Consider the following 25,941-nt stretch of genomic DNA (forward strand, 5'->3'; position numbering starts at 1 on the left):
GCTTTTCCTCCTGTTATTTTGATTCCTGGTCCATTTTTTCCAGGTTGGCCAGCAATTTTTCAATAACCGTCCGGGTCATTGCCAGTTCTTCGTCAGATATACCATCAAATAATTTTTCGGTAAAGATTTCTGATTTCTGCTGACTTTCTGTGCCAAACGAATCAACCGCATCGGTTAGCTTAATCCGGGTGATCCGGGCGTCATGGGGATCTTTTTCCATCACAACAAAGCCTTTTTGTTCCAGTTTAAGCGCCACCTGTTTGACATTCTGATGGGAACTGCCCATGCTTTTTGCTACTTCCTTAAGGGTTGGGTCGTGATCAAAAATATTCTGCACCACAATGGTCAGCAGCCATTGCTTGGTTGTCAAGTTGTATTCTTTCAGTTCCCGTTCCAACAGGGTGTCCATCTGGTTGGCGACGACTTGGACACCGCCAAAGATGAATTTTTGATCGGGCATTGAATCCATATTGTCCAAAATATAACCTCCACTTATCAATTAAGGTAATACATTACCTTAATTGATAATACATTACCTTTTTTTATCTGTCAATACTTTTTAGAAAAATTAATCTGTTTCTGAAAAAAGTTAAGGGGTATCTGTATTTGAAAGGGTTTGCAGAAATTTAAGCGGCAGAAAATTTCAAATGTGTGTTATTATAGACAGGCATCAGAAAGAGGAGAAGGTTATGCCAAAAGTAGGAATGCGAATTTTTAAAACATTTATAGCGGTTTATCTCTGCTTCTTAATCTATTTATTAAGAGGCGAGCAAGGCTCCCCCTTCTATTCGGCGATTGCGGCGATTTTATGCATGCAGCCCTATGTTTCCAATAGCTTTAAGGTAGCCATGAATCGAACCCTGGGTACCTTTATCGGTGGGGCGATGGGGTTGGGATTGCTTATTTTTGAGCGGAGCTTCATCCCGGTGGATATGCCGATGCTGCAATATCTGGTGGTATCCTTGTGCGTTATCCCGCTCATTTATTTTACAGTCGCCATCAAAAAACCAACGGCATCTTATATTACCTGTGTGGTTTTTTTAAGCATTACAGTGACCCATGGGGCCGATGTGAATCCGCTGATCTTTACCATTGACCGGATCGTGGACACCCTTATCGGAATCTTTGTGTCATTGGGAGTCAATGCTTTTCACTTGCCCCGGCGCAGAAACAGAAAAACGCTCTTTGTCACCAATCTGGATGGTTCCTTGTTGAATTCCCAGGTTGAAATCAGCAGTTACTCCAGAATAAAACTAAACACCATGATCCGCCAGGGCGCTTTGATTACCATTGCCACGACCAGAAGTGCCGAAACCCTGCTGCCCCTGCTGGAAGGCGTAGAAATAAAGGTTCCCGTTATCATGATGAATGGGGCGGTTTGGTATGATCTGCAAAAACGAAGTTATTTAAGCTGCAAGAAAATGAATCCGGAAGTGGCCAAGCAACTGATTGATGTTTTTGAAAAACGGGAGCTGAATTGTTTTACCCACACCATCATCAATGATGTTCTCCATGTTTATTACACCAGGCTTATTAATCCGGTGGAGGAAAAAATCTATCATTCCAAAAAGCGACTCCCGGAACAGAGCTATGTGTGCGGCGAGGTGCCAAATGATCAAAGCGTTTTATCGATTATGGCAGTGGATCAGAAGGCGACGATCGTCCAGGTTAAAGCGGCCATCATGAAGCTGGAAATTGCGTCAGCGGTTAATGTTGAGTGCTATCCGGATGATCAACATCCGGGCTATTACTTTCTCGAAATAACCAGCCGGGAAGCCTCGGTGAAAAATGCCATCATGGATATGAAAGCCCGATATGCTACCGATAAAGTGATTGCGTTTGGCAATGACATCAGGAATGCAGCGATGCTGGAAGCCGCCGATTTTGCTTATGTGGTTGAAAATGCATCCATCGAACTAAAAGAAATGGGCTGGCCGCAGATAGGAGCGAATGACGATGATGCAGTGGTCAAGACCATCAGTCGCCATTTTTATGCCAAACCGGGGAGCTTTAAATAATGATAACCGTTTGCAGGTGACAAGGGGTTTGACACCACATCTTGTATATGATAAAATTAAAACAACCAAATATGAAGATAACGGTGCTGTGCCAACCGGTGCAGCATGGGGGAAGCCGGTGCAAATCCGGCACGGTCCCGCCGCTGTAAGGGGGAGATTTTTTTAAAAAGATCAAGCCTAAGTCAGATTACCCACCGTTATTTGTCACACCAGACTCTACGCGTGATAGAGGGTGTTTGAGCCAAGCAATCTTAGACCTCTTGACCCACGCCGTCGAGAGGTTTTTCAATGCCCGAAACAACAAAAAGACTCGCAGGAAAGTAGGAAAACAAACCAGGATGATTACGAAGATCAAAAAAAGAGATGGACGAGAAGCCCCTTTTAATATTGAAAAAATTGCCAATGCCATTTTTAAGGCCGCCAGTGAAATCGGCGGCCAGAATTATCAGACCGCCATGGAGCTATCTGAAAAAGTGGCCATCTATATCGAACAGGAAATGAACACCAATACCCCGACGGTGGAAGAAATTCAGGATGCGGTGGAAAAAATTCTGATCGAAACCGGACATGCAAAAACCGCAAAGAAATATATTCTCTACCGGGCCGAGCGAACCCGAATCCGGGAAATGGATACCCGCTTGATGAAAATATATGAGGATCTGACCTTTAAAGAAGCCAAGGACAACGATGTTAAACGGGAAAATGCCAACATTGACGGCGACACCGCCATGGGCACGATGCTGAAGTATGGATCAGAGGGCGCTAAACAGTTTTATGAAATGTTTGTCCTCAATCCCGAGCATTCAACCGCTCATAAAGCCGGTGAAATCCACATTCACGATATGGATTTTTTAACCCTGACCACTACCTGCTGTCAGATTGATTTAGAACGCTTATTTAAAGATGGGTTTTCGACTGGTCACGGCCATCTCCGGGAACCCAACGATATTCAGAGTTATTCGGCGCTGGCCTGCATTGCCATTCAGTCCAACCAGAATGATCAGCATGGCGGACAGAGTATTCCCAACTTTGACTATGCCATGGTGCCGGGGGTGAAAAAAACTTTTATCCGGCTCTATCGGGAGAATTTGGCCAAGGCCCTGACCTTATTGACCGATACCAAAAATGCTTTAGCCAAGGTAAAGGCCATCAGTGAAGATATCGAAAAGAAACTGGGGTTAAAGCCCGAGCTAAATCAACCGAAGAATTATCTGGAAGCCGAAGCCCGGAGTTTGGCGTTATGGATAGCGGATGCCAACAGCATCAGCCGGGCTCAGAATTTTGCCATGGAAAATGCCGAACGGGAAATTGACCGCAGTGTTTATCAATCCATGGAGGCCTTTGTTCACAATCTCAACACCATGCATAGCCGGGCCGGAGCTCAGATCCCGTTTAGTTCCATCAACTACGGGATGGATACCTCAATTGAGGGGCGTCTGGTCATAAAAAATCTGCTTTTGGCAACGGAGGCCGGGTTGGGAAATGGCGAAACTCCGATCTTTCCGATTCATATTTTTAAGGTGAAGGAAGGGGTCAATTATAATCCCTGGGACCCCAATTATGATTTGTTTAAATTAGCCTGTCGGGTCAGCGCCAAGCGCCTGTTTCCCAATTTTTCCTTTTTGGATGCGCCTTATAATCTGAAATATTATCAGGCTGGCCAGCCGGAGACTGAAATTGCCTATATGGGCTGTCGTACCCGGGTGATCGGCAATGTCCACGATCCCAGTCGGGAAATTACCTATGGCCGGGGCAACTTAAGTTTTACCACCATCAATCTGCCCCGGATTGCCCTAAACTGCAAGGGTAACCAGGACGTGTTTTTTACTGAGTTGGATCAGAAAATTGATCTGGTGATTGAGCAGCTGCTGGAACGGTTTGAAATTCAGGCCCATAAAAAAGTTAAAAACTTTCCTTTCCTAATGGGCCAGGGCGTTTGGATTGATTCTGCAGATCTGACCGACGAGATGGAAATCCGGGAAGTACTGAAACACGGCACCCTGAGTATGGGCTTTATCGGCCTGGCGGAATGCTTGACCGTTCTTACCGGCAAACACCATGGCGAAGCGGCAGAAGTACAGGAGCTGGGGCTTGCCATTATTGGCCACATGCGCAAGCGGATGGATGAAACCAGTCAGGTCTATGGCATGAACTTTACCCTGCTGGGCACCCCGGCCGAAGGCACCGCCGGACGCTTTGTTAAGCTGGATAAACAGGTATTTGGTGAAATTCCCGGGGTAACCGATCGGGAATATTATACCAATTCGTTCCATATTCCGGTTTACTACCCCACCAGTGCCTATGAAAAAATTACCCTGGAAGCACCCTACCATGAGTTGACCAACGCTGGACACATCACCTATGTGGAAATGGACGGCGATCCCCTCGACAATCTGGAAGCCTTTGAGAAGGTGGTTCGGGCGATGAAGGAAGCTGGCATCGGCTATGGTTCCATCAATCATCCGGTGGATCGCGACCCGGTTTGCGGCTATACCGGCATCATCGGCGACGCGTGCCCCAATTGTGGACGAAGCGAAGACGATGTTCCCTTTGAACGGATACGCCGGATCACCGGTTATCTGGTAGGGACCCTGGATCGTTTCAATGATGCCAAAAAAGCGGAAGTCAGAGATCGGATCAATCATTTTAATGCGGCTGGTCAAATGGCTGGTGGGGAACGGTTGGAGCAATTGCAGTGAACCCCCAAATAAGAATCGCCGGGGTGGTTAAGGAATCGATTGTGGATGGGCCGGGCATTCGCTTTGTGGTGTTTGCCCAGGGCTGTTCCCATCATTGTGAGGGCTGTCACAACCCGGCCACCCATGATTTAAGTGGCGGACACCTGGTGGCGATTGGCACCATTATCTCCGAAATGAAAAAGAACCCACTGTTGGATGGCCTCACCTTAAGCGGCGGCGAACCCTTTTTACAGTCTGCGGGCTTTTCTGAACTGGCCAGCCAGGCCAAAGCAGCCGGCTATCATGTGATGACCTATACCGGCTATACCTATGAAACGCTGCTGGCGCAACCGGATCAATCGTGGCAGCAGCTATTGGAACACACCGATCTGCTGGTGGATGGAAGATTTGAAGTGGAACAAAAAAGCTTGCTGCTGAAATTCCGGGGCTCACATAATCAGCGGATTATTGATGTAAAAAAATCACAGCAGAAAAACCAGCTGGTACTTAGCGAGATCAGCTAAAAATCAATCAAAAGCAATCGTTTTTTTAACGGTTGCTTTTTGATTTAAATGATTAGTTACCTAAATGGATGATGCAATTTTCAAAAAAGTAGTGGCAAAAAATATCAAAACGGTTAAAATAGTAAAGGTGCGAATTTGTTCGAGATACACGGACAAAATAACGTAAAAAAGCAAAAATAAATTTGCGATAGAAACGGTTGGAGGAATTGTGTGGATAAACGAAGTGAGTTTTCAAGTAAAATAGGTTTTGTGCTGGCAGCTGCCGGATCGGCAGTGGGGCTGGGGAATATCTGGCGGTTTCCATATTTGGCTGCCAAATATGGGGGTGGTCTTTTTCTGGTCATCTACCTGATTTTTGTCTTGACCCTGGGTTTTACAATTATGACGGCTGAGTTGGCAATTGGCCGTAAAGCCCAGCTGAGTCCCATGGGTGCATATCGGGCCCTGGATAAACGGTTTGGTTTTGTGGGGGTGATCGCCTCCCTGGTGGCATTTCTGATTTTGCCTTACTACAGTGTAATCGGGGGCTGGGTAATCAAATATTTTTTAGTTTTTGTCTCCGGTGGCGGAGTGGCTACCACCGGAGCCGATTATTTTTCAAGCTATATCGCCAGGCCATTTGAGCCGATTATCTGGCAGGCTATTTTTGTTCTGGCCACCACCTTTGTGGTGATCCGCGGGGTTAAGGATGGCATCGAGAAAGCCAGTAAGATCTTAATGCCAATATTGATTGTCTTATCGGTTTTTTTATCAATTTATTCAATCATGCAGCCTGGGGCCATGGCCGGGGTCTGGTATTTTCTGTATCCGGACTTGGTTAATTTCAGTTTTCAGGCAGTCTTGGCCGCCATGGGACAAATGTTTTACTCGCTGTCGCTGGCCATGGGGATTATGGTCACCTATGGTTCCTATCTCAGTAAAAAAGATGATCTGGAAACATCGGTTAAGCAAATTGAGCTGTTTGATGCCGGGATTGCCATTCTGGCGGGCTTTATGATTATACCGGCGGTCTTTGCTTTCTCCGGTGGTGATCCGACAGCGCTTAATAAGGGCCCCGGTTTAATGTTTGTCACCCTGCCCAAAGTATTTGAAACGATGGGCTTTGGCAATGTGATGGGCGGCGTTTTCTTTTTGCTGGTATTGTTTGCGGCGCTGACTTCTTCGATTTCTTTAATGGAAGCCGTGGTGGCAACAGTCTGTGATCAGTTTAAGTGGGAACGCAAAAAAGGGGTACTGATTGTTACGGTGCTGGCAATCCTGATTGGGATACCTTCTTCTTTGGGACAGGGCGTCTGGAGCGAGGTGCTCATTTTTGGTTTTAACTTTCTGGACTTTTTCGATTTCATTACCAACTCCGTATTGATGCCGGTTGGAGCCTTCTTTACCTGTATCCTAGTGGGTCATGTGCTGGAAACAAAGATCATCACCGACGAGGTCAAGCTGTCATCACCCTTTAAACGGGAAAAGTTGTTTATTGTTATGGTTAAATATATCGCCCCGCTTTGTATTGTTGCAATTCTGATCAGCTCAATTTTAGAGGCCATGGGCGTGATTAAATACTAACAACCAGCACAGCCACAACAACGGTTTTAGGCGATGCGGCAACCGTTACGAATTAAGCGTTCTTAATGATTTACTATTTCTAAAAAAACAGATATAATGGTTAAAAAAGTAGTAGAAAGAAGGTAATTCTTAATGTGTACAAGCCTTACTTTGATGACAACAAACCAGATTAATACGTTGGCCAGAACCATGGATTTTGCTTTTTTATTGGATCCGGAGCTGATCTGTGTGCCGAGGAAGTTTTTGCTTGAGTCGGAGGTGGATCAAACCCCAAGAGCGGTCAAGTATGCGATGATGGGCAGCGGTCGAAATTTGGGCACCTACCTTTTTGCCGATGGTCTCAACGAAGCCGGACTGGCCTGTGCCAGTTTATATTTCCCGGGCTATGCCGAGTATAGCGATGCGGTCATCCCCGGTCGCATTAATCTGGCGCCTCACGAAATTGTCGGCTGGCTGCTGACCAACTTCGCAACTCTTGAAGAAGTCAAGGCGGGGATTTTGCAGCTCAATATTGTCAGTACACCCCTTAAGATGATGAACGTCATTACCCCGTTACACTGGATCATTACCGATAAAACCGGCCGAACCCTGGTGATTGAACCGATGAAAGAGGGCATTGTGATCCATGACAACCCCCTGGGGGTGATGACCAACAGTCCGGACTTCAATTGGCATTTAACCAATATCCGCAATTATATCGGGGTTTCGCCGAATAAAACCGGTTCGATTCAATTAAATGGCCTGACCTTTAGTCCCTTTGGCGGTGGTTCCGGAAGCGTTGGTCTGCCGGGAGATTACACCCCGCCATCGCGGTTTTTACGGGCACTGTTTGGTCGGGAGGCCATTAATCCCATGGAAACAGAGGAAGAGTGTATTAACGCCGCTTTTCACATTTTGGCATCGGTCGATATTCCCAAGGGTAGTGTGATCACCGATGAGGGCATCGATTTTACCCAATATACGGCCTGCATGGTCTGTAATACCGGCACCTATTATTTCAAAACCTACGACAATAACCAGATTGGCCGGGCCTGCCTGTTTAATGAAGATCTTGATGCCAAGGAACCAAAGGTCTGGGAAATGATGCAAGAACAGCAATACCGGCAATTGAATTAAACGAATAGGATGATTGAGGCAAAAGGTGAATATGATGAAAAATGGTTTTTGTTATCAAACCCCCTTGGGGAAAATCGTAATCATTGAAAACGGCGAAGCCATTACCGGATTAAGTTTTGAAAAAGCGTTGCCGGATCAGGTCAATCATCGTGAGACACCATTGCTAAAAGAAGCCGGCCAGCAAGTGGCGCAATATCTGCAGGGGAAACGCCGCAGCTTTGATTTGCCGCTTTGTCCGCAGGGCACCGACTTTCAGCAAAAGGTCTGGAAAGCCCTTCAGGAGATTCCCTACGGCGAAGTCTGCAGCTACCAGGATATCGCCCGGGCCATCGGCAATGAAAAAGCCTGCCGGGCGGTGGGGGGGGCCAACAACAAGAACCCCATATCCATTATCATCCCCTGTCACCGGGTAATTGGGGCCAATGGTAGTCTGGTTGGTTATGGCGGCGGACTGGATATCAAACAAAAATTGTTGACGCTGGAAAATCAGATGAAATAGCAAAACAGGAAGCAATCTCTTAAGTGGAGGTTGCTTTTTTTATGAGGGCGGTCGTTGATAAAGATAAAAAGGACTGGATTAATCACTAAAAAACGGTAAAATTAAAGATAGTTAATTTTTTTAAACCATAGCAGACAAATGATGACAACGGAAGGAGGTACCGTGTGAAAAAAATTATCACCGAATATTTAAAACCTTTCTATGGCCGGATGGCGATTGGTATATTTTTTAAATTTACCGGATCGATCATGGATCTGATTATTCCCTCAATTCTGGCCTTGATTATTGACCAGGTTATTCCGTTAAATCAACCCGCACCGATTTTTTATTGGGGTGGGGTAATGGTGGTCTGTGCCATCATTGGAATGGTCTTTAACATTATTGCCAATCGGATGGCCGCCCGGGTGGCCAGTGATGCCACCGAAATAATCCGTCACGACCTGTTTGCCCGGGTGATCTATTTTTCCAATCATCAGATGGATACCCTGACGAAGCCGTCGGTGATCTCCCGGTTAACCGCCGATACCTACATTGTTCATCAGATGATCATCCGGATTCAGCGGTTGGGGGTGCGGGCACCGATTATGCTAGTCGGCGGCATCATCATCACAATGACCCTGGATCCGGGGCTGGCAATGGTACTAATCGGGATTATGCCGGTCATGATGCTGATTATCATCCTGGTTTCCCGAAAAAGCATGCCGCTTTTTGCCGGACTGCAACAGGCCTTGGATGGCTTTGTCCGAGTGGTCAGAGAAGACATCAACGGGATCCGGGTCATCAAAGCACTGTCTAAAACCGACTATGAGAAAAACCGCTTTGATACCATTAATACCGATGTGGTGAACCGGGAGAAAAAAGCCCGGATGACGGTGGCGGTGATTTCTCCGGCCATGAATATCTGTCTCAATTTGGGTTTGGTATCGGTGGTGGTGGTGGGAGCCTATGGCGTCAATAACGGTACCTCGGAAGTGGGTATCATCCTGGCCTTTATGACCTATTTTACGATCATTCTGCATGCTGTTTTGGCGCTTTCCAAATTGTTTGAGATGTGGCCAAAGGCCACGGCTTCAGCGGAGCGGATTATCCAGGCCCTGGATAGTGTGGATATTTTGGCAGTTCAGGAAGTGACCGAAGATGGGGAAACTGTAAAAGATGATGCCTTTGTGGCATTTCAAAATGTCACCTTTTCATATAATAAAGAAGAACCCAATCTGGATAATATATCTTTTGCTTTGGCAAAAGGGGAAACTCTGGGAATTATTGGTGAAACCGGGGCCGGAAAAACGACCCTGTTAAATCTGCTGATGCGCCTTTACGATGCAGATGCGGGGAGCATTACCATTGCTGGTCGGGACATCCGATCAATCGATCCCCGGGAACTGCATCAAAAATTCGGAGTGGTCTTTCAGAATGATATGATTTTTGAAGCCACCATTGAGGAGAACATCGATCTGGGCCGCAATCTCTCAAAAGAAGCCATAAAAAAGGCAATCGTCTGCGCCGGTGCCAAAGCATTTGTGGATGAAAAAGCGGATAAATCCGGCGAGCAGTTAACCATTAAAGGGGCCAATCTCAGCGGCGGTCAGAAACAGCGGATTCTGATTGCCCGGGCGCTGGCAGCCAGCCCGGAAATACTGGTGCTGGATGACGCATCAAGCGCCCTGGATTATCAAACCGATGCCGCTTTTCGCAAGGCGATTAAAGAAAATTTTGACGACACCACCATTATTATTGTCGCCCAGCGGATCAGCTCCATTAAACACGCCGATCACATTTTGGTGCTGGAAGATGGTGTGGCCATTGGCTATGGTAAGCATAAGCATTTAATGAAGAGCTGCGAAATTTATCGGGAAATCAGCCATTCCCAGATGGGGGTGTCCTGAGATGCGACGATCACAAAAATTTGAAAAACCGCAAAACCGTAAGGGTACCCTGATCCAGTTGGGGGGCTATCTGATGCGCTATAAATGGCAACTGCTGGCGGCGATCACACTGACCATCGGCAGTAATCTACTGGCGTTGGTGGGGCCGCTACTTTCTGGTTACGCCATTGATGCCATTGAGCTGGGTACGGGTCGGGTTGATTTTAGTCAGGTATTTTACTACGCCGGCTGGATGGTGATTTTTTATATCGGCTCAGCCGGACTGACCTATGTGCTGGAAGTGCTGATGATCCGGATCAGTCGCCAGGTTACTTTCGCCATGCGCCGGGATGTCTTTAATAAGCTGATGGATCTGCCGGTGGGTTATTTTGATGTCCATCAGACCGGGGATGTCATCAGCCGGATTACCTATGATATTGATACGGTCAACAGCTCCATTTCCAGTGACCTGATCCAGGTATCCTCTGCGGTGATTACTGTGCTGGGATCCTTTTTGATGATGCTGGCGATTTCTCCCCAACTGGTGCTGATTTTTGCGTTCACGGTACCGGCGTCAATCTTGATGTCCCGTTACCTGGTTAAAAAGACCCGGCCACTGTTTAGTCGACGTTCCCGCAAGCTGGGGGAGCTTAATGGCTTTGTGGAAGAAATGGTATCGGGTCAGAAGACTTTAAAAATTTATGATCAGGAAGAGCATACCATTGAGAAATTTAATGTGAAAAACAAGCAGGCGGTGGATGCCTATTATAACGCCGAATATTACGGCAGCATGATTTTTCCGACCATTAATTTTATCAACAATATCTCGCTGGCCTGTATCAGTGTCTTTGGGGCGCTGTTATATCTGGTGGGATCGATGTCGATTGGGCAGATTTCGTCCTTTGTGTTGTACTCTCGCAAGTTTTCCGGACCGATAAATGAAATGGCCAATATCATGAATGACCTGCAGTCATCGTTGGCGGCGGCCGAGCGGGTTTTTGCTTTGCAAAATGAACTGTCAGAGGCCAGGGACACCGATCAGATGACCGATCTGACCAGTGTGAAGGGTGATATCGTGCTGGAAAATGTCCGCTTCAGCTATGATGCCAATCAGGTGATTATCAAAAACTTAAGTCTGGAGGCCGAAGCGGGTAAGCTGATTGCCATTGTCGGCCCCACCGGGGCCGGTAAAACCACGATTATCAATCTGCTGATGCGCTTTTATGATACCGAAGCTGGTAATATCTATGTGGATGGCAATGCGGTTCAGGAGCTGACCCGGGACAGCCTGCGCAAATCCTTTGCCATGGTGCTTCAGGACACCTGGATTTTTCATGGCACCATCTTTGAAAACCTGACCTATGGCAAAGAAAATGCCACCATGGCAGAGGTAATCCAGGCGGCCAAAGCGGCCCGTATTCATTCGTTCATTGCACATCTGCCTCAGGGTTACGATACGATTTTAAGTGATGACGGCACCAATATTTCCAAGGGCCAGAAGCAGCTTTTAACCATCGCCCGGGCAATGCTGCTGGACGCCAAAATGCTGATCCTCGATGAAGCCACTTCCAACGTCGATACCCGTACCGAGAAAAAGATCCAGGAAGCCATGCGTCAGCTGATGAAAGATAAAACCTGTTTTGTCATCGCCCACCGGCTCTCCACCATCCAGAACGCTGATCTGATTCTGGTGGTGGATCAAGGCGATGTGGTGGAACAGGGCACCCATGAAGAACTGATGAAACGGCAGGGGCATTATTGGCAGATGTATCAGGCGCAGTTTGAGTGATAGAAACATTGTGGATGGAATTTGATCTTAAATTAACAGATGAGATAACTTGATCAATTCAGTCATCGTGTTATAATAAAAGCAAAGATAAAAACACAGTTCTGGTTGGTAGTCCAGACGCAGGATCATCCTGTCAGTAACCTGCCTCCTAAGGTTGTCCGTTCTTTGTCACTATTTTCTAGGAGGAATTGAATATGGACAAAGTAACTGGCAAGTTGACGGTTTTTTTTGACGACCCCTTCTGGGTGGGCGTCTTTGAAAGCGCAGATGGCGAAACTCTGAAAGTGGCCAAGGTGACGTTCGGAGCGGAACCCAAAGACGGGGAAATCTATGATTTTCTGCTTAAGCATTATAATCAACTCCAATTTAGTCAGCCGATTGCTGATGAAAAAGTGCCCGAGAAGCGGATTAATCCCAAACGGACGCAGCGGGAGGTTCACCGGCAACTGGAACACCAAGCCCTGGGCACCAAGGCCCAGCAGGCTCTAAAAGCAGAACAGGAAAACAAAAAGATCATCCGAAAAGCGTTTAACCGCCAGAAAACCGAGGAAGAAAAGCAACGCCAATTTGATCTGCGGCAGGAAAAGAAAAAGCAGAAACATCGGGGGCATTAATCAGTGGTTTGCGTAAGTAACTTTAAGAAGTTTGTTACTCTGTGATCAAGTTACGGAGTATTAATCTAAAATGGTTATAATAAAGGTATACCAATTAACGATTAAGGAGATTAAAGATATGAGCGCAGTAATAATCACTAAAGATAATTTTCAACAGGAAGTCATCAATTCCGATAAACCGGTGTTACTCGATTTTTGGGCACCCTGGTGTGGCCCCTGCAAGATGGTTTCGCCGATCATCGACGAAATCGCCGATGAGGTCTTTACCTTAAAGGTCGGAAAAATAAACGTCGATGAACAACAGGAACTGGCCGCCGAATTTAAGGTTATGAGCATCCCGACCCTGGCAGTGGTCAAGGGCGGGGTAGTAGTGAAGAAATCTGTGGGAGCAAAATCCAAAGCGGATATTTTAGATTTAGTGGCTCAATAGCCCCAAAAAGAGCAACCGAGAAATTGGTTGCTCTTTTAATTTTTTGGACGTTAAATAATTTCTTTTAATTGTACCTTGTCAATCACTTCAATTTTACCCCGGGACAGGTGTACATACCCCTCATTCTCAAAATATTTAAGCATCCGGGAGACCACTTCCCGGGCAGACCCCACATATTTGGCAATTTGCTCGTGGGTCATCACAATGGTGGTAGAACCGGTACGGGCCACCTCATCCAGCAGGAAAATGGTCAGCCGCTTGTCGAAACTCATAAAGAGAATCTGCTGCATCGCCCACATCACGTCCGAAAAACGGTCAATCATCGATTTATAGGAAAAATTCTCGGCATGGATGTTTTCATTACAAATACGCTGGAAGATCGAGGATTTAATCAGGAGGACTTCACAATCCGTTTCGGCATCAATATGCACATCAAAGGTGATATTTTCAAGGACACAGGAAGCCGATAAGATACAGACCTCATCCGGGCCCAGACGGTAAAGGGTAATATCCCGGCCGTCTTCGGATAAAATATAGGTGCGCAATTCACCGCTTTTAATCAGGAGCACGCCGACACAATCGTTTTCGCCACGATGGATGTTTTCACCCCGGCGGTATTTTATGGGGATGGCATTATCAGTCAGTTGTGACTGTTGCTGTGGCGTTAAATGATCCCAAAAAGTCAGAACGGATTGAAGAAATGTCTGATCGTTTTCTTTTAGCATATTGATACCTCGCTTAATCGAATATTTTCTAGTATACCATAAGTTGACATTGAGTCTAATTTAATATTTCGGGTATAAAATAAAATAATAACACTAAGGAGCGTCAAATGAATAAAGCGATAAAAAGAGATTTGCATCTAAAGCGGCTGGAAGCCAAGGATTTAACGCAGTTTAATGATATTTTGAGGTATGCCTTTCAGGTGACGGATGAACAGCTGCTAAAAGTCGGTTGGAAGCACGATGAGATTAAGCGGTCAAAATTTCCGATTCTGGAAAAAGCCGAGGTCATCGGCTGGTTTGAGGATGAGCGGTTGGCGGCCCAGATCGCTGTTTACCCGTTGCAGGTCAATATCAGTGGCAGCATTTATGAGATGGGCTATATTACCGGCGTGGCCACCTATCCGGAATACATGGGCCTGGGGTTAATGTCCGGGCTGATGAAAAAAAGTCTGGAAACGATGTATGAACGCAACCAGTGCATATCCTTTTTATATCCCTATTCCCATCCTCTCTATCGGCATAAAGGCTGGGAGGTGGTCTCTGATAAGATGACTTATCAGATCCGTGACCACCAGTTGCCTCGGGATATTGATGTGCCGGGACGGGTGAAGCGGGTCAGGGAAAACAGCCCCGATCTGATTGCCCTTCATGACACCTTTGCCCGGCAGACCCATGGTTGTCTGGTTCGCAATGAACTGGTCTGGGAGGAATACTGGCGCTGGGATGTGGAAGATGTTACGGTAGCGATTTATTATGGCGAAGATGATCGTCCGTTGGGCTATCTGGTCTACCTGATCGAAAATGATGTCTTCCATGTCAAAGAAATGGTTTATTTAAATCAGGAGGCCCGCAAAGGGCTGTGGGGTTATATTGCGGCTCATGAATCGATGATCAACGAGGTGGTTGGCAGCAATTACAACAACCATACCATTTCGTTTCTGTTTGGTGACAGCGATATGAAAGAAACCATTCGCCCTTATATTATGGCTCGGATTGTGGATTTCGAAGGGTTTTTCAGGCAGTATCACTTTTCCAATACCGATATCAATGAAGCGGTGACCTTTGAGGTTATTGACACCGTATTGGAATGGAATAATCGCAGTTTTACCGTCAAGTTCAGCCCCGGTCAGGCTCCGGTTTTAGTTGATGAACCGTCAGATAACCGGGTCAAGTTAGAAATCGGGATTTTAACCTGCATGCTGCTGGGTTATAAGCGACCCACCTACCTGCAGCAGATTGAACGGATTGAGGCCAGTAAAAAAACAGTGGCGATCCTGGAGAGTGTCATCGCCAATGAGAAAATTTATTTCTCCGATTATATTTAAATCAAAAAAAACGGTTGATGTGAGCATCAATCGTTTTTTTTGATTGCTTCAATGCTGGAGCGCAGGGTCGCTTCATCGATGGCACCACGATATCCAGTGACAATTTTGCCTTCGGGGTTAATAAACAGGGTAGTGGGAATCGATGAGATGCCATAGGCGGTACTGGCTTCCAGTTTGGTATCAAAATAAACGGGGAAGACGAAACCCTGGTCTGCGACGTATTGAAGCCCCTTTTCTTTTGTTTCCCGCTGCCCATCAGTCTGATCAATCATCAGAAAGATAACTGCATCTTTTTGATCCTGATAGACGGTGTTGAAATGAGGCATTTCGCTTTTACAGGGTGGGCACCAGGAGGCCCAGAAGTTGAGCACCACCGGCTTTCCGGAAAAATCGGACAGCTTGACCGGATTGCCATCCTGATCAAAGACGGTAAAATCCGGAGCTGTCTGAAGTTCTTCGGTTTGACCGTTGTTGTTAGCGGCCGGTGTTTGCGGCTTAAAGTTTTGTGATAAGGCCGTGTAACCCCAATAAACGATGGCCAGAAAGGCCCCAAAAACGACGATGGCGATAAGCGTTTTAGTTTGTTTAGTCATAATAAGCTCCTTAAAAGGTTAAGAGTGACAGAAAAGTTCCCAACAGTCCGGTGGCCATCAGTAGTCCGATGACAACCAGCAGCCCGCCGGAAATCCGATTGATGACCGGATAATGTCGTTTGATAAAATCAAAGGTTGATTTCATCCGATCAATCAAAATAGCTGAGACCACAAAGGGAATCCCCAGGCCAAGGGAAAACGAAAACAACATCAAAATACCCTTAAATGTATCACCACTGGAGGCGGCCATCATTAGAGCTGAACCCAGAAACGCACCAACACAGGGCGTCCAGCCGATGGAAAAGACGATCCCAAAAAGCAGGGCCGAAAAGAACCCGGGATGCGAATGATTGAGGTTCATCTGACGGTTGGTGTTCAGAAACGGTATGTTCAGCAGATCCATAAAATTCAGGCCAAACAGGATGATGATAATACCGCCAGCCACATTAATAACGGTGCTGTATTCAATCAGAACACTGCCAAGCTTGCCGGCAAAAGCACCAAGCAAAACAAAGATTACTGTAAAGCCGAGCACAAAGCCCAGGGCATTAATGATAACGGTACGATTATTATCACCCGGGGTTTGGCCAGCAAAATAGGAGATATAAATGGGCAGCATCGGCAAAAGACAGGGAGAGATAAAGGTGATGATGCCTTCCAGAAAGGCAATAAAATAATCCATATAACCTCCTTATTAAGGATTAGGATCAGTGAACCTTAATTAAAATAGAACAATTAACATTTTTTTATTGTAACAAAAGCTTATTTTTTTCTCCGTAACCAGATCACATTAGCGATATTATGACAATTAAGTCTTAAGAATAAAAGCTATTTTAGTAAAAATAGGATCGAATGACTTAATAAAAGTAATGATTTGTTAAATAAATGACGAAATTAAATCGAAAATTTCCCAAAGAACCGCAAACTTTTTTTCTCTTCGATTAACCAGGTGAAATATTGAGGGTAAAAATTCGCTCATAGCCAGCTGGGTGATGATTACGAAAAAGTCGATTGTTAATATTTATACTATCGCAGAAAAAAGCCGAAATGAACAGATTTGAAATGAATGGTTTAATTGCGGGATTTAAAGAAAACGTTTTAATGAATTTTCGTAAAGCAGTGAAAAATGGTTAATTATTACTCGATGATCCCGGGAGTGAACAGGAAAAGACAACCTCGGATAAATTCCATATTTTCCCTTGTAATTCAATTTTTTAAATGTATAATTAAGTTCGATTTGAGACCCCGAAAAAGGCAAAATCATAATGCCTTATTTAATAAGAAGAAAGTTGATCAAAAAAGCAGAATCACTTACCGAAGTTTGAATGAATAGTTTTATTAATTGCTTATTAAGGGAATTAAATACAATGAACTGGCGAAGATTCATAATAAATCGAGTAGAATGTTGGAGTGAACCGAAATGCGCAGAGAAGAGACCGGAATTGTCATCGAAACCAGTGAAAATAAGGCTAAGGTTAAGGCCAGTCGCCATGGTGATTGTGAAAACTGTGGGGTTTGCCCCGGCGATAATGCCATGGTTGTCGAGGTTCAAAACTTGATTGGTGCCAAAGTTGGTCAACGGGTGGCTTTCGAAATCCAGGAAGCAAACATGTTATGGGCAGCGTTTGTGGTTTATTTGCTACCACTGCTGGCACTTTTTGTCGGAGCTCTTGGTGGTGGCATTCTCGGGACGAATTTGGGACAGCCAGTGCTGGCGTTTCAGATCGTCGGCGGAAGTGTGTTCTTCACTGTCGCAGTGATCTATCTGAAACGCTACGATCAGGCAGTAAAAAAGAATGACAAGCTGCTGCCAGTGATCACCAAAATCCTGTATTAGTTGAACCGGGTCTGACAAACCAAAAGTAGCATAAATAAAAGTAGCAAAGGAAAAAAGAGGTGGAAAAATGATTAAATCATTTCGCGGCGGGGTTCATCCCAAAGACAACAAATCCGCTACGGCGAGAAAACCAATTGAAACGGCGCCGTTACCGGAGGTAGCGGTGATTCCGATGCGGCAGCATATTGGTGCCGCCAGTGTGCCGATTGTAAAAAAGGGCGATCTGGTTAAAAAAGGACAGGTGATTGGCGAAGCCGATGGCTTTGTCTCAAGCAATGTCCATGCCTCCATATCGGGACAGGTCATCGATGTGGGCAGTCATCCCCATCCCATCTTTGGAAAATGCGAGGCGGTTGTCATCAGCAGTGATGGCAAAGATGAGTGGCAAGAAGGGCTCCCGCTGACACGCAATTGGGAAGAATTGGATGCTGCCCAATTATTAAAAATAATCAGTGATGCCGGAATTGTCGGGATGGGAGGCGCAACCTTTCCAACCCACGTAAAATCAACCCTACAAAAAGACAAGCATGTCGATCTACTGATTTTGAATGCGGCCGAATGCGAACCCTATTTAACCGCCGATCATCGGATGATGCTGGAAGAAGGGCCCCGGATTGTCACTGGCGTAAAAATCGCCATGAAAGTTCTGGGGGTGGAAAGATGTCTGGTGGGAATTGAGGATAATAAAAAAGATGCCATTAAAAAAATGACTGATGCCTTTTCCGGTTTACCGGTGGAAGTAGTGGCGCTGCCGACGAAATATCCCCAGGGAGCTGAAAAAATGCTGATCAATGCCGTTTCGGGAAGAATTATTCCTTCCGGGGGATTGCCGATGGATGTCGGTGTGGTGGTTCAGAATGTCGGTACGGTGGCAGCCATCTGTGATGCCGTAACCCAGGGAATTCCGCTGATTGAGCGGGTCACCACAGTCAGCGGCGGCAGTATCAAAGATCCGAAAAACATCAGGGTTCGGATCGGCACTCCGTTTCGGGAAGCAATTGAATTTTGTGATGGATTCTTAACCCGTCCGGAAAAAATAATCATGGGCGGACCGATGATGGGGATGGCCGAACCCAGTATTGATATTCCCATTATTAAAGGTGTATCCGGAATTCTGGCGATTGCCAAAGGAGAAGCCAATACCGGTAAAGAGGCCTCATGCATCCGTTGTGGCCGCTGCGTCAATGCCTGTCCGATGGGACTTAATCCCAGTATGCTCAGTATTTTAAGTGAGCGGGGACTTTATGAAGAGGCCAAAGCAGACTACGGACTTTTTGATTGTGCCGAATGTGGCAGCTGTGTTTTTGCCTGTCCAGCCAAACGGAATATTGTCCAGTATGTTAAATACAGCAAAGCGCAGAATGCAGCTGCAAAATTGAAAGAAAATCGAGGTTAAGCATCATGGTCGATACAACAATGAATGATAAAATATTTAATGTTTCGATGTCCCCCCATATTCGGGATAATCAGTCCATTGCTAAAATAATGTGGACGGTGATCATTGCATTGACGCCGGCAGCCCTGTTTAGCGCCTTTAATTTCGGATATCGGGTTCTGATTGTGCTGTTAATTGGGATGGGATCAGCGGTTTTATTTGAATATCTGACCCAGAAAATCAGAAAAAAGACCATCACCATCGGTGACGGCAGTGCCTGTTTAACCGGACTGCTGCTGGCCATGTGTCTGCCGCCGACGATTCCCTTTTATATGCCAGCTGTGGGTTCATTTATTGCTATTGTCATCGCCAAACACGCCATGGGCGGCCTGGGTTTTAATATCTTTAATCCGGCCCATATCGGGCGGGCGGCCTTAATGATCTCCTGGCCGGTGGCGATGACAACGTGGAGTAAGATGACCACCGGGGTGGATGTGGTGTCGACGGCGACGCCCCTTAATATTTTAAAACAGCAGGGCTATCAGAAACTGATTGAGACCTTTGGTTCCGCCCCGGACATGTATCAGGCCTTATTCCTGGGCACCAGAAACGGCAGCATTGGCGAAACGTCAACGGTATTGCTGCTACTGGGCGGAGGCTTTTTAATCTATAAAAAATACATTAACTGGCAAGTGCCGGTGGTGATGGTGGGAACGGTGGGAATTCTGACCTGGGTCTTTGGTCCGGCCGGACTCTTTACCGGCGATCCGCTTTTTCATATGATGGCCGGGGGACTGATCATCGGTGCCTTTTTTATGGCCACCGATATGGTAACCATCCCGATTACCATTAAAGGTCAGGTGATTTTTGCCTTAGGGGCCGGGATTCTCACCGTCCTGATTCGCTTAAAGGGTGGCTATCCGGAAGGCGTTTGCTATTCGATTTTATTAATGAACAGCATCACACCGCTGATAGATCGATTTGTTCAGCCAGTCCGATTTGGACTGAGGGGGGAAGCAAAATGACAGTAGAACATGGAAGCAAACACGATTCTATTTTTAAGATCGCTATCAATCTGGCCATTGCTTGCTTTATTTCGGGATCAATTATTGCAATAACGTATTATTTCACGGCCCCGATCACACGGCAGAATACCGAAAATACTAAAACCGAAATGATGCAGCAGCTGGTGGCCGATTCGGATAAATTCATCCCGGTGGAAGGAAAAACCGATTGGTTTATTGCCAACAAAAACGGTGCGGCGATCGCCTATGTTATCCCGACCGATACCAAGGGGTATGGTGGTACCATAAAAATGCTGGTGGCAGTTTCGCCGGAAGGTAAAGAAATTGACTATCAAATCTTGTCGGCCAACGAAACTCCGGGACTGGGCGATGGCGTTGCAAAAGATGAGTTTAAGAAGCAATTCCGCGGGAAAACAGCGGCGGCCATGGTTGTGACCAAAGATCCGGCCAATACCGAGAATATCCAGGCCATCACCGGGGCTACCATTTCGTCCCGGGCTGTGACCGCAGGGGTGAAGACCGCCGAGACAGAGGTTATGGAATACTTGGAGGCACAGAACTGAGATGAAAAATTTATGGGATATTTTTAAAAAAGGTCTGATTGTCGAAAATCCAATTTTTGTGCTGGCACTTAGTCTGTGTCCGGCGTTGGCAGTAACTGCCTCGGCGATCACCGCCTTAACCATGGGGCTGTCAGTGATGTTTGTAATTACCGCCAATAATGTGGTAGTCTCACTGACTCGCAAGCTGGTCAACCCCAAAGTTCGGGTACCGGTGTATATTACCTCGATTGCCACCATCGTTACGCTGGTGCAGCTGTTGCTCCAGGCCTTTGCGCCGGAGCTTTACAAGGCCCTGGGGATTTATTTGGCGCTTATTGTGGTGTTTGCCATTATTCTAGCCCGGGCCGAAGTGTTTGCATCGAAGAACTCGGTGATCCCGTCGTTTTTTGATGGCCTGGGAATGGGGGCCGGTTTTACCCTGGCGCTGCTGCTGATTGGCTGCGTCCGGGAACTGTTGGGGGCCGGGTCGATTTTTGGGATCCCGGTGATTGGTGATTGGTATGATCCGGCCTTAATTATGATTTTACCAGCTGGTGGTTTTATCTTAATTGGTTATCTGGTGGGTGGTTTTAAAATGCTGACTGAATATATGGAAAAAGCAGAAGCAAAAAAGGGTGACCGATAATGGAATACGTAACTTTATTTATTAGTGCAGTAATTGTTAATAATTTTGTCTTAACAAAATTTCTGGGATTATGTATCTTTTTTGGCGTCTCAAAAAACTTAAGTGCGTCGATTGGGATGGGGATGGCGGTCACTTCGGTGATGACGCTGAGTTCAATGCTGGCCTGGGTGGTATACAATTTTGTGCTGGTACCACTGAATCTGACCTTTATGACAACAGCGGTGTTTGTCTTGCTGATTGCCAGCTTTGTTCAGTTGCTGGAAATGGTTATTAAAAAACAGGCGCCAGCCCTTTATAATATGTGGGGCATTTATCTGCTCCTGATTGCCACCAACTGCGTTGTTTTGGCGGTGCCGCTGCTTAATGCCGAATCCAGTTTTTCGTTCTTAAAAAGTGTCGTTTATGCAGTCGGTTCGGGCCTGGGTTTTGCGCTGGCGATTATTTTAATGGCCAGCTTAAGAGAAAAACTGCGGCTGGCCGATGTCCCCAAACCATTGGAAGGACTGGGCATTGCCTTTATTCTGGCGGGGATGCTGGCCCTGGCGTTTACCGGTTTTTCCGGGATGATCACATTGTAGAGGAGTGACAGAGATGGAAACAGCATTATTAGTTGTCATTGTGATGTCTGCAATCGGATTGATTTTCGGTCTGATTCTGGCATTTGCCGACAAAAAATTCTCAATTGAGGTGAATCCGCTGATTCACATTGTCGATGACATTTTGCCCAAAGGTCAGTGTGGTAGCTGCGGTTATGCTGGCTGTCTGGCTTATGCCGAGGCCGTGGTGTTAAACCCGGAGGTGACCCCCAATTTATGTATCCCCGGGAAAAAGCCAGTGGCTGATTTGGTGGCGGAATTAACCGGAAAGTCGGCGCCGGAAATTGAACCGCAGATTGCCCAGGTGCGCTGTAAAAATACCATTACCCATGCGATTAAGAAATATAATTACGCTGGCGTGGAAGATTGCATTGCCGCCAGCCTGATTCAGGGCGGACCCAAGGGCTGCGAATATGGCTGCGTCGGTTTTGGCACCTGTGTGCATAGTTGTCCTTTTGGGGCGATGACCATGGGTACGGATCATCTGCCCTTGGTGGATGAAAAGAAGTGTACCGGTTGTGGCAAGTGTGCCACGGTTTGTCCCAAGGCGATTATTCATATGACGGCCATCGGTGCTCCGGTGGCGGTGCTCTGTAATTCCCGGGACAAGGGCGTAATTGCCCGCAAACTGTGTTCGGTGGATTGTCTGGGCTGTGGACTGTGCACAAAAAGCTGTCGGTACGATGCCATCACAGTTGAAAATAATCTGGCGGTGGTTAATCCGAAAATTTGTCTGGAAAAATGCAGCAATCCAACTTGTCTGGAAAAATGTCCAACCGGAGCAATTTATGATTTGAGACAGTAAAAACTGCAAAAAAAAACAGCCGGTCCGAATGACCGTGCTGTTTTTTTATATTAGGAATGAAAAGAAAAAGAGGAGATGTTTATCTCTTGTGTTTATCTTAGGCCTTGAACCTTTAGCCAAACTTTGAAAGAGGTTAAGTTTAAGTTAAATTAAGAATTGAATGGCCGATTCAAACAGTCGAATCAGATGGGAACCCCGTTGACAAAAATCCGGTGATATGATAACCTTTATCACAATTAAAGAGTTGGGGAGCTTATGCATTTAGGCTGAGAGGAAGTAAATCGCTGCTTCGACCCATGTACCTGATACGGATAATGCCGGCGTAGGGAATTTATGTCAAACTGCTGTGCATTCGTGTACAGTTTTTTTTGTTTAAATAAGAATCGCCACGATCAGGAATGATATCTCGAAACAGTACTTTTAAATAGAAAGAGGTAAGCTTATGTTTGAAAAAATCCTAAAAAATGTCAGGAATCAGCCGCCGCTGGTTCATTCTATCACCAACTATGTGACAGTGAACGACTGCGCCAACATCGTGTTGGCCTGCGGAGGGGCTCCGATTATGGCTGACGATATCAATGAGGTCGAAGAAATTATTGCCATTTGCAATGCCCTGGTCATTAATATCGGCACCCTTAACGAACGGACGGTGGCATCAATGATTAAGGCTGGGAAAGAAGCCAACCGTCTCGGTCGGCCGGTAATTCTCGATCCGGTCGGTGCCGGGGCTTCGACACTGCGAACAGAGACCGTCTTTAAGCTGTTAAAGGAAGTGCAGTTTAGCGTGATCCGGGGCAATGTCTCGGAAATCAAAACCATCGCTTCAGGCTGTGGCAGAACCAAAGGGGTCGATGCCGATATCAGCGATGCCATCACTGAAGATAATCTGGACGGGATGGTCGCTTTTGCCAAAGCCCTCAGCCAAAAAAACGGGGCGGTTATTGCCATCACCGGCGCCATCGACATTGTCGCCGACAGCCAGAAAGCCCTGGTGATTCGCAACGGTCACCCGATGATGTCCCGGATTACCGGCACCGGCTGTATGCTGACCACGGTGATTGGCAGTTATTGTGGTGCCAATCCCGATGATCTGCTGCTGGCTACCGCCGCTGCCGTCAGTTGCATGGGCCTGTGTGGCGAGCTGGCCTTTGCCAAGGTTGCGGTTGAGCAGGCCGGAACGGCATCCTTCCGTACCTACCTGATTGACGCCATGAGCCGAATGGATGCCCAAACATTAGCGGGAGGAATCAAGATTGAAACTCGATAAGCAGGCAATGTTACTTTATGCGGTTACTGACCGCAGTTGGCTGGGTGATCAAACCCTGGTGGAGCAGGTGGAAGAAACCTTAAAAGGTGGGGCTACTTTTATTCAGTTGCGGGAAAAAGAGCTGGAATCTGAGGACTTTATCCGGGAAGCCCGGGCCATTAAAAAACTGACCGATGCCTACAAAGTTCCCTTTGTTATTAATGATGCCGTTGAGGTGGCTCTGTCAGTGGATGCCGATGGGGTACATGTTGGTCAGGACGATATGGATGCCAGAGAGCTTCGAAAACGGATCGGGGATAAAATCATCGGTGTTTCGGCGGATACGGTGGAGCTGGCATTAAAAGCCGAAGCCGATGGTGCCGACTATATCGGGGTTGGGGCCATCTATGCCACGGATACCAAAACCGATGCCACGGTGGTGGCCTTTGAAACGATTGCGGCGATCTGTCAGGCAGTATCGATTCCGGTGGTGGCCATCGGGGGTCTCAACGAAACCAATATTCATCGCTTAGCTGGTACGGGGGTGGACGGGGTTGCCCTGATATCGGCGATTTTTTCAAAAGCGGATATCCGGAAAGCGACCCGGGAACTTCGACAATTATCTGAGGCGATGACCAGGGCATGAATCAGGTGAGTATAAACACGGAGGGGATCATCTTTGATCTGGACGGCACCTTGATTGACTCGATGTCGGCCTGGGAAAACATTGGCAGTGATTTTTTAAGAAAACACGGGATTGCTCCCCCGGATGATTTAAATGAGACCATCAAAATCATGAGTTTTGCCGAATCGGCCCGGTATTTTATTGAAGTTTATGGGATCGCCATGACCGAAGAACAGGTGGGGGATGAAATTAATGGGATGATCCGGGATAATTATGCCAGACACATCGAACTAAAACCCTTTGTCCGGGAAGTGCTTAATCAGTATTCTAATCAAGGCATCAAAATGGGAATTCTAACCGCTACTCACAAGTCCTTGACAGAACTGATTTTGGAGCGCTTTGGTCTGCTGGATCATTTTGATTTTATTCTGACGTCCGGGATGACTGGTTTACCCAAAAGTCAGCCGGAGATTTACCATCGGGCGGTGTCCCAGCTACAAATACCGGCCCAGCAGATTACCATTTTTGAAGATGCCCTGTATTGCATCCGGGCTGCCCGAGCGACCGGCTGTCAGCTGGTGGGGGTTTATGATGAAGCCTCCAAAAATGATTGGGATGAGATTCAGAAGCTTTCGGATTTGAGTATTATGAGTTTTAAGGAGTTGCTGTGAGAAAAAAAGTCTTATCCATCGCCGGGTCGGATTGCAGTGGTGGTGCTGGCATCCAGGCCGATATCAAAACGATCATGGCTCATGGTAGCTATGCCATGACCGCAATCACTGTGTTGACCGCCCAAAATACCACTGGAGTCTATGGGATCGCCGAAGTGGCCAGTGAATTTGTCGAACAACAACTGGATTGTATCTTTACTGATATTTTTCCGGATGCCGTTAAAATTGGAATGGTTTATCGTGCCGAAATCATCAGAAGCATTGCCAGAAAACTAACGCAACATCAGGCCAGAAATGTTGTTCTTGATCCGGTGATGGTGGCCACCAGTGGGGGAAAACTGTTGAGTAATGATGCCATTGAAGCATTAAAAGCCGAGCTGATGCCGCTGGCGGATCTCATCACGCCGAATATTCCCGAGGCCCAATGCTTATGTGGCTTTGACATTCGCTCAAAAGCCGAGATGGTTAGCGCCGCAAAAAAAATTGCCACAATCTACGCTGGTAACATTCTGATCAAGGGTGGTCATCTGGTTGAGTCCGCTGATGATTTTTTGTTGCTTCAGAATGGTGATCAACGAGCTGAAATCTGGTTGCCTGGGGAAAGAATAAAGAATCCCAATTCTCACGGCACCGGTTGCACCCTTTCCACGGCAATTGCCTGTAATCTGGCCGCTGGCGAGGACTTAGAAGAGGCCGTAAAAAAAGCCAAAGACTATGTCTCCGGAGCACTGGCGGCCAACCTCGATTTGGGAGCAGGCAGCGGCCCTCTGGATCATGGTTTTTGGATGATTTGGGAGCCGTAAAAAAATCCCGGCGCTTTTTTTCAAAACCATC

General features: G+C 46.6%; 26 protein-coding genes and 2 riboswitches. Of the genes, 22 read left to right on the plus strand and 4 right to left on the minus strand.

Annotation, left to right across the window (positions count from 1 at the left end; translation table 11 throughout):
* Positions 1-13 precede the first annotated feature (13 nt).
* Complete coding sequence (locus ACWI_RS07885; RefSeq protein WP_423230191.1) at positions 14-478, minus strand: MarR family winged helix-turn-helix transcriptional regulator; 465 nt, start codon at positions 476-478, stop codon at positions 14-16.
* Positions 479-689: 211 nt separating this feature from the next.
* On the opposite strand from ACWI_RS07885, the gene ACWI_RS07890 reads away from it, so the two are divergent.
* The 10 genes from ACWI_RS07890 (at position 690) to trxA (ending at position 13,096) form a co-directional block, all read left to right on the plus strand.
* Positions 690-2,018: an HAD hydrolase family protein gene (locus ACWI_RS07890; protein ID WP_070370882.1), complete on the plus strand. Its 1,329-nt coding sequence runs from the start codon at positions 690-692 to the stop codon at positions 2,016-2,018.
* Between the two features lie 64 nt (positions 2,019-2,082).
* Positions 2,083-2,231: riboswitch (cobalamin riboswitch) on the plus strand.
* 125 nt (positions 2,232-2,356) lie between these two features.
* The gene (locus ACWI_RS07895; protein WP_070370883.1) at positions 2,357-4,717 is read left to right on the plus strand and encodes an anaerobic ribonucleoside triphosphate reductase; all 2,361 of its coding nucleotides are present in this window, start codon (positions 2,357-2,359) and stop codon (positions 4,715-4,717) included.
* Complete coding sequence (nrdG, locus tag ACWI_RS07900; protein WP_070370884.1) at positions 4,714-5,220, plus strand: anaerobic ribonucleoside-triphosphate reductase activating protein; 507 nt, start codon at positions 4,714-4,716, stop codon at positions 5,218-5,220. Before ACWI_RS07895 ends, nrdG begins: the two co-directional genes overlap by 4 nt.
* Positions 5,221-5,430: 210 nt before the next feature.
* Positions 5,431-6,783, plus strand: a complete 1,353-nt coding sequence (locus ACWI_RS07905) for a sodium-dependent transporter (protein ID WP_070370885.1) — start codon at positions 5,431-5,433, stop codon at positions 6,781-6,783.
* A gap of 132 nt (positions 6,784-6,915) precedes the next feature.
* The gene (locus tag ACWI_RS07910; protein WP_070370886.1) at positions 6,916-7,899 is read left to right on the plus strand and encodes a linear amide C-N hydrolase; all 984 of its coding nucleotides are present in this window, start codon (positions 6,916-6,918) and stop codon (positions 7,897-7,899) included.
* A 34-nt stretch (positions 7,900-7,933) separates the two neighbouring features.
* Positions 7,934-8,398: a methylated-DNA--[protein]-cysteine S-methyltransferase gene (locus tag ACWI_RS07915; protein ID WP_070370887.1), complete on the plus strand. Its 465-nt coding sequence runs from the start codon at positions 7,934-7,936 to the stop codon at positions 8,396-8,398.
* Positions 8,399-8,562: 164 nt separating this feature from the next.
* A complete protein-coding gene (locus tag ACWI_RS07920; RefSeq protein ID WP_139142338.1) occupies positions 8,563-10,284 on the plus strand; it encodes an ABC transporter ATP-binding protein in 1,722 nt (573 codons plus the stop codon).
* A 1-nt stretch (position 10,285) separates the two neighbouring features.
* Complete coding sequence (locus tag ACWI_RS07925; protein WP_070370888.1) at positions 10,286-12,052, plus strand: ABC transporter ATP-binding protein; 1,767 nt, start codon at positions 10,286-10,288, stop codon at positions 12,050-12,052.
* A gap of 194 nt (positions 12,053-12,246) precedes the next feature.
* Positions 12,247-12,666 (plus strand): YjdF family protein, encoded by a 420-nt coding sequence (locus ACWI_RS07930; protein ID WP_070370889.1) that lies wholly within the window; start codon positions 12,247-12,249, stop codon positions 12,664-12,666.
* A 118-nt stretch (positions 12,667-12,784) separates the two neighbouring features.
* On the plus strand, positions 12,785-13,096 hold the full coding sequence (gene trxA / locus ACWI_RS07935; RefSeq protein ID WP_070370890.1) for a thioredoxin: 312 nt from the start codon (positions 12,785-12,787) through the stop codon (positions 13,094-13,096).
* 50 nt (positions 13,097-13,146) lie between these two features.
* Here the strand turns inward: trxA and ACWI_RS07940 are convergent, their stop codons facing one another.
* Positions 13,147-13,821 carry a Crp/Fnr family transcriptional regulator gene (locus ACWI_RS07940; RefSeq protein WP_070370891.1) on the minus strand — a complete coding sequence of 225 codons (675 nt, stop codon included), beginning with the start codon at positions 13,819-13,821 and terminating at the stop codon, positions 13,147-13,149.
* A 107-nt stretch (positions 13,822-13,928) separates the two neighbouring features.
* Here ACWI_RS07940 and ACWI_RS07945 point away from each other — a divergent pair, with 107 nt between their 5' ends.
* Positions 13,929-15,146, plus strand: a complete 1,218-nt coding sequence (locus tag ACWI_RS07945) for a GNAT family N-acetyltransferase (protein ID WP_070370892.1) — start codon at positions 13,929-13,931, stop codon at positions 15,144-15,146.
* A 26-nt stretch (positions 15,147-15,172) separates the two neighbouring features.
* On the opposite strand, the gene ACWI_RS07950 is transcribed toward ACWI_RS07945, so the two are convergent.
* Together ACWI_RS07950 and ACWI_RS07955 are read right to left on the minus strand one after the other, a co-directional pair.
* Positions 15,173-15,739, minus strand: coding sequence for a TlpA family protein disulfide reductase (locus tag ACWI_RS07950; protein WP_070370893.1), 567 nt, complete (start codon positions 15,737-15,739; stop codon positions 15,173-15,175).
* 10 nt (positions 15,740-15,749) lie between these two features.
* Complete coding sequence (locus ACWI_RS07955) at positions 15,750-16,421, minus strand: cytochrome c biogenesis CcdA family protein (RefSeq protein ID WP_070370894.1); 672 nt, start codon at positions 16,419-16,421, stop codon at positions 15,750-15,752.
* A 738-nt stretch (positions 16,422-17,159) separates the two neighbouring features.
* Here ACWI_RS07955 and ACWI_RS07960 point away from each other — a divergent pair.
* From ACWI_RS07960 to thiD, 11 genes are all read left to right on the plus strand, one after another.
* Entirely contained in the window at positions 17,160-17,576 is a 417-nt protein-coding gene (locus ACWI_RS07960) for a SoxR reducing system RseC family protein (protein ID WP_070370895.1), read from the plus strand.
* A gap of 67 nt (positions 17,577-17,643) precedes the next feature.
* A complete protein-coding gene (rsxC, locus tag ACWI_RS07965; RefSeq protein ID WP_070370896.1) occupies positions 17,644-18,972 on the plus strand; it encodes an electron transport complex subunit RsxC in 1,329 nt (442 codons plus the stop codon).
* 5 nt (positions 18,973-18,977) lie between these two features.
* Positions 18,978-19,976, plus strand: a complete 999-nt coding sequence (locus ACWI_RS07970; RefSeq protein ID WP_070370897.1) for an RnfABCDGE type electron transport complex subunit D — start codon at positions 18,978-18,980, stop codon at positions 19,974-19,976.
* The gene (locus ACWI_RS07975) at positions 19,973-20,539 is read left to right on the plus strand and encodes an RnfABCDGE type electron transport complex subunit G (RefSeq protein ID WP_070370898.1); all 567 of its coding nucleotides are present in this window, start codon (positions 19,973-19,975) and stop codon (positions 20,537-20,539) included. Before ACWI_RS07970 ends, ACWI_RS07975 begins: the two co-directional genes overlap by 4 nt.
* A 1-nt stretch (position 20,540) precedes the next feature.
* Positions 20,541-21,164, plus strand: coding sequence for an electron transport complex subunit RsxE (gene rsxE, locus ACWI_RS07980; RefSeq protein WP_070370899.1), 624 nt, complete (start codon positions 20,541-20,543; stop codon positions 21,162-21,164).
* Positions 21,164-21,742 (plus strand): electron transport complex protein RnfA, encoded by a 579-nt coding sequence (locus tag ACWI_RS07985; RefSeq protein ID WP_070370900.1) that lies wholly within the window; start codon positions 21,164-21,166, stop codon positions 21,740-21,742. The genes rsxE and ACWI_RS07985 overlap by 1 nt, the downstream gene beginning before the upstream one ends.
* Before the next feature lie 13 nt (positions 21,743-21,755).
* Positions 21,756-22,565, plus strand: a complete 810-nt coding sequence (gene rnfB, locus ACWI_RS07990) for an RnfABCDGE type electron transport complex subunit B (protein ID WP_070370901.1) — start codon at positions 21,756-21,758, stop codon at positions 22,563-22,565.
* A 235-nt stretch (positions 22,566-22,800) separates the two neighbouring features.
* A riboswitch (TPP riboswitch) is annotated at positions 22,801-22,911 on the plus strand.
* 96 nt (positions 22,912-23,007) lie between these two features.
* Positions 23,008-23,832 (plus strand): hydroxyethylthiazole kinase, encoded by an 825-nt coding sequence (gene thiM / locus ACWI_RS07995; protein ID WP_070370902.1) that lies wholly within the window; start codon positions 23,008-23,010, stop codon positions 23,830-23,832.
* On the plus strand, positions 23,819-24,457 hold the full coding sequence (gene thiE / locus ACWI_RS08000; protein WP_070370903.1) for a thiamine phosphate synthase: 639 nt from the start codon (positions 23,819-23,821) through the stop codon (positions 24,455-24,457). The genes thiM and thiE overlap by 14 nt, the downstream gene beginning before the upstream one ends.
* A 5-nt stretch (positions 24,458-24,462) precedes the next feature.
* Positions 24,463-25,107, plus strand: a complete 645-nt coding sequence (locus ACWI_RS08005; RefSeq protein WP_175440919.1) for an HAD family hydrolase — start codon at positions 24,463-24,465, stop codon at positions 25,105-25,107.
* Positions 25,104-25,910 (plus strand): bifunctional hydroxymethylpyrimidine kinase/phosphomethylpyrimidine kinase, encoded by an 807-nt coding sequence (thiD, locus tag ACWI_RS08010; protein ID WP_070370905.1) that lies wholly within the window; start codon positions 25,104-25,106, stop codon positions 25,908-25,910. The genes ACWI_RS08005 and thiD overlap by 4 nt, the downstream gene beginning before the upstream one ends.
* Positions 25,911-25,941 lie beyond the last annotated feature (31 nt).

The sequence above is a fragment of the Acetobacterium wieringae genome (genome assembly GCF_001766835.1).
GTDB lineage: Bacteria > Bacillota > Clostridia > Eubacteriales > Eubacteriaceae > Acetobacterium > Acetobacterium wieringae.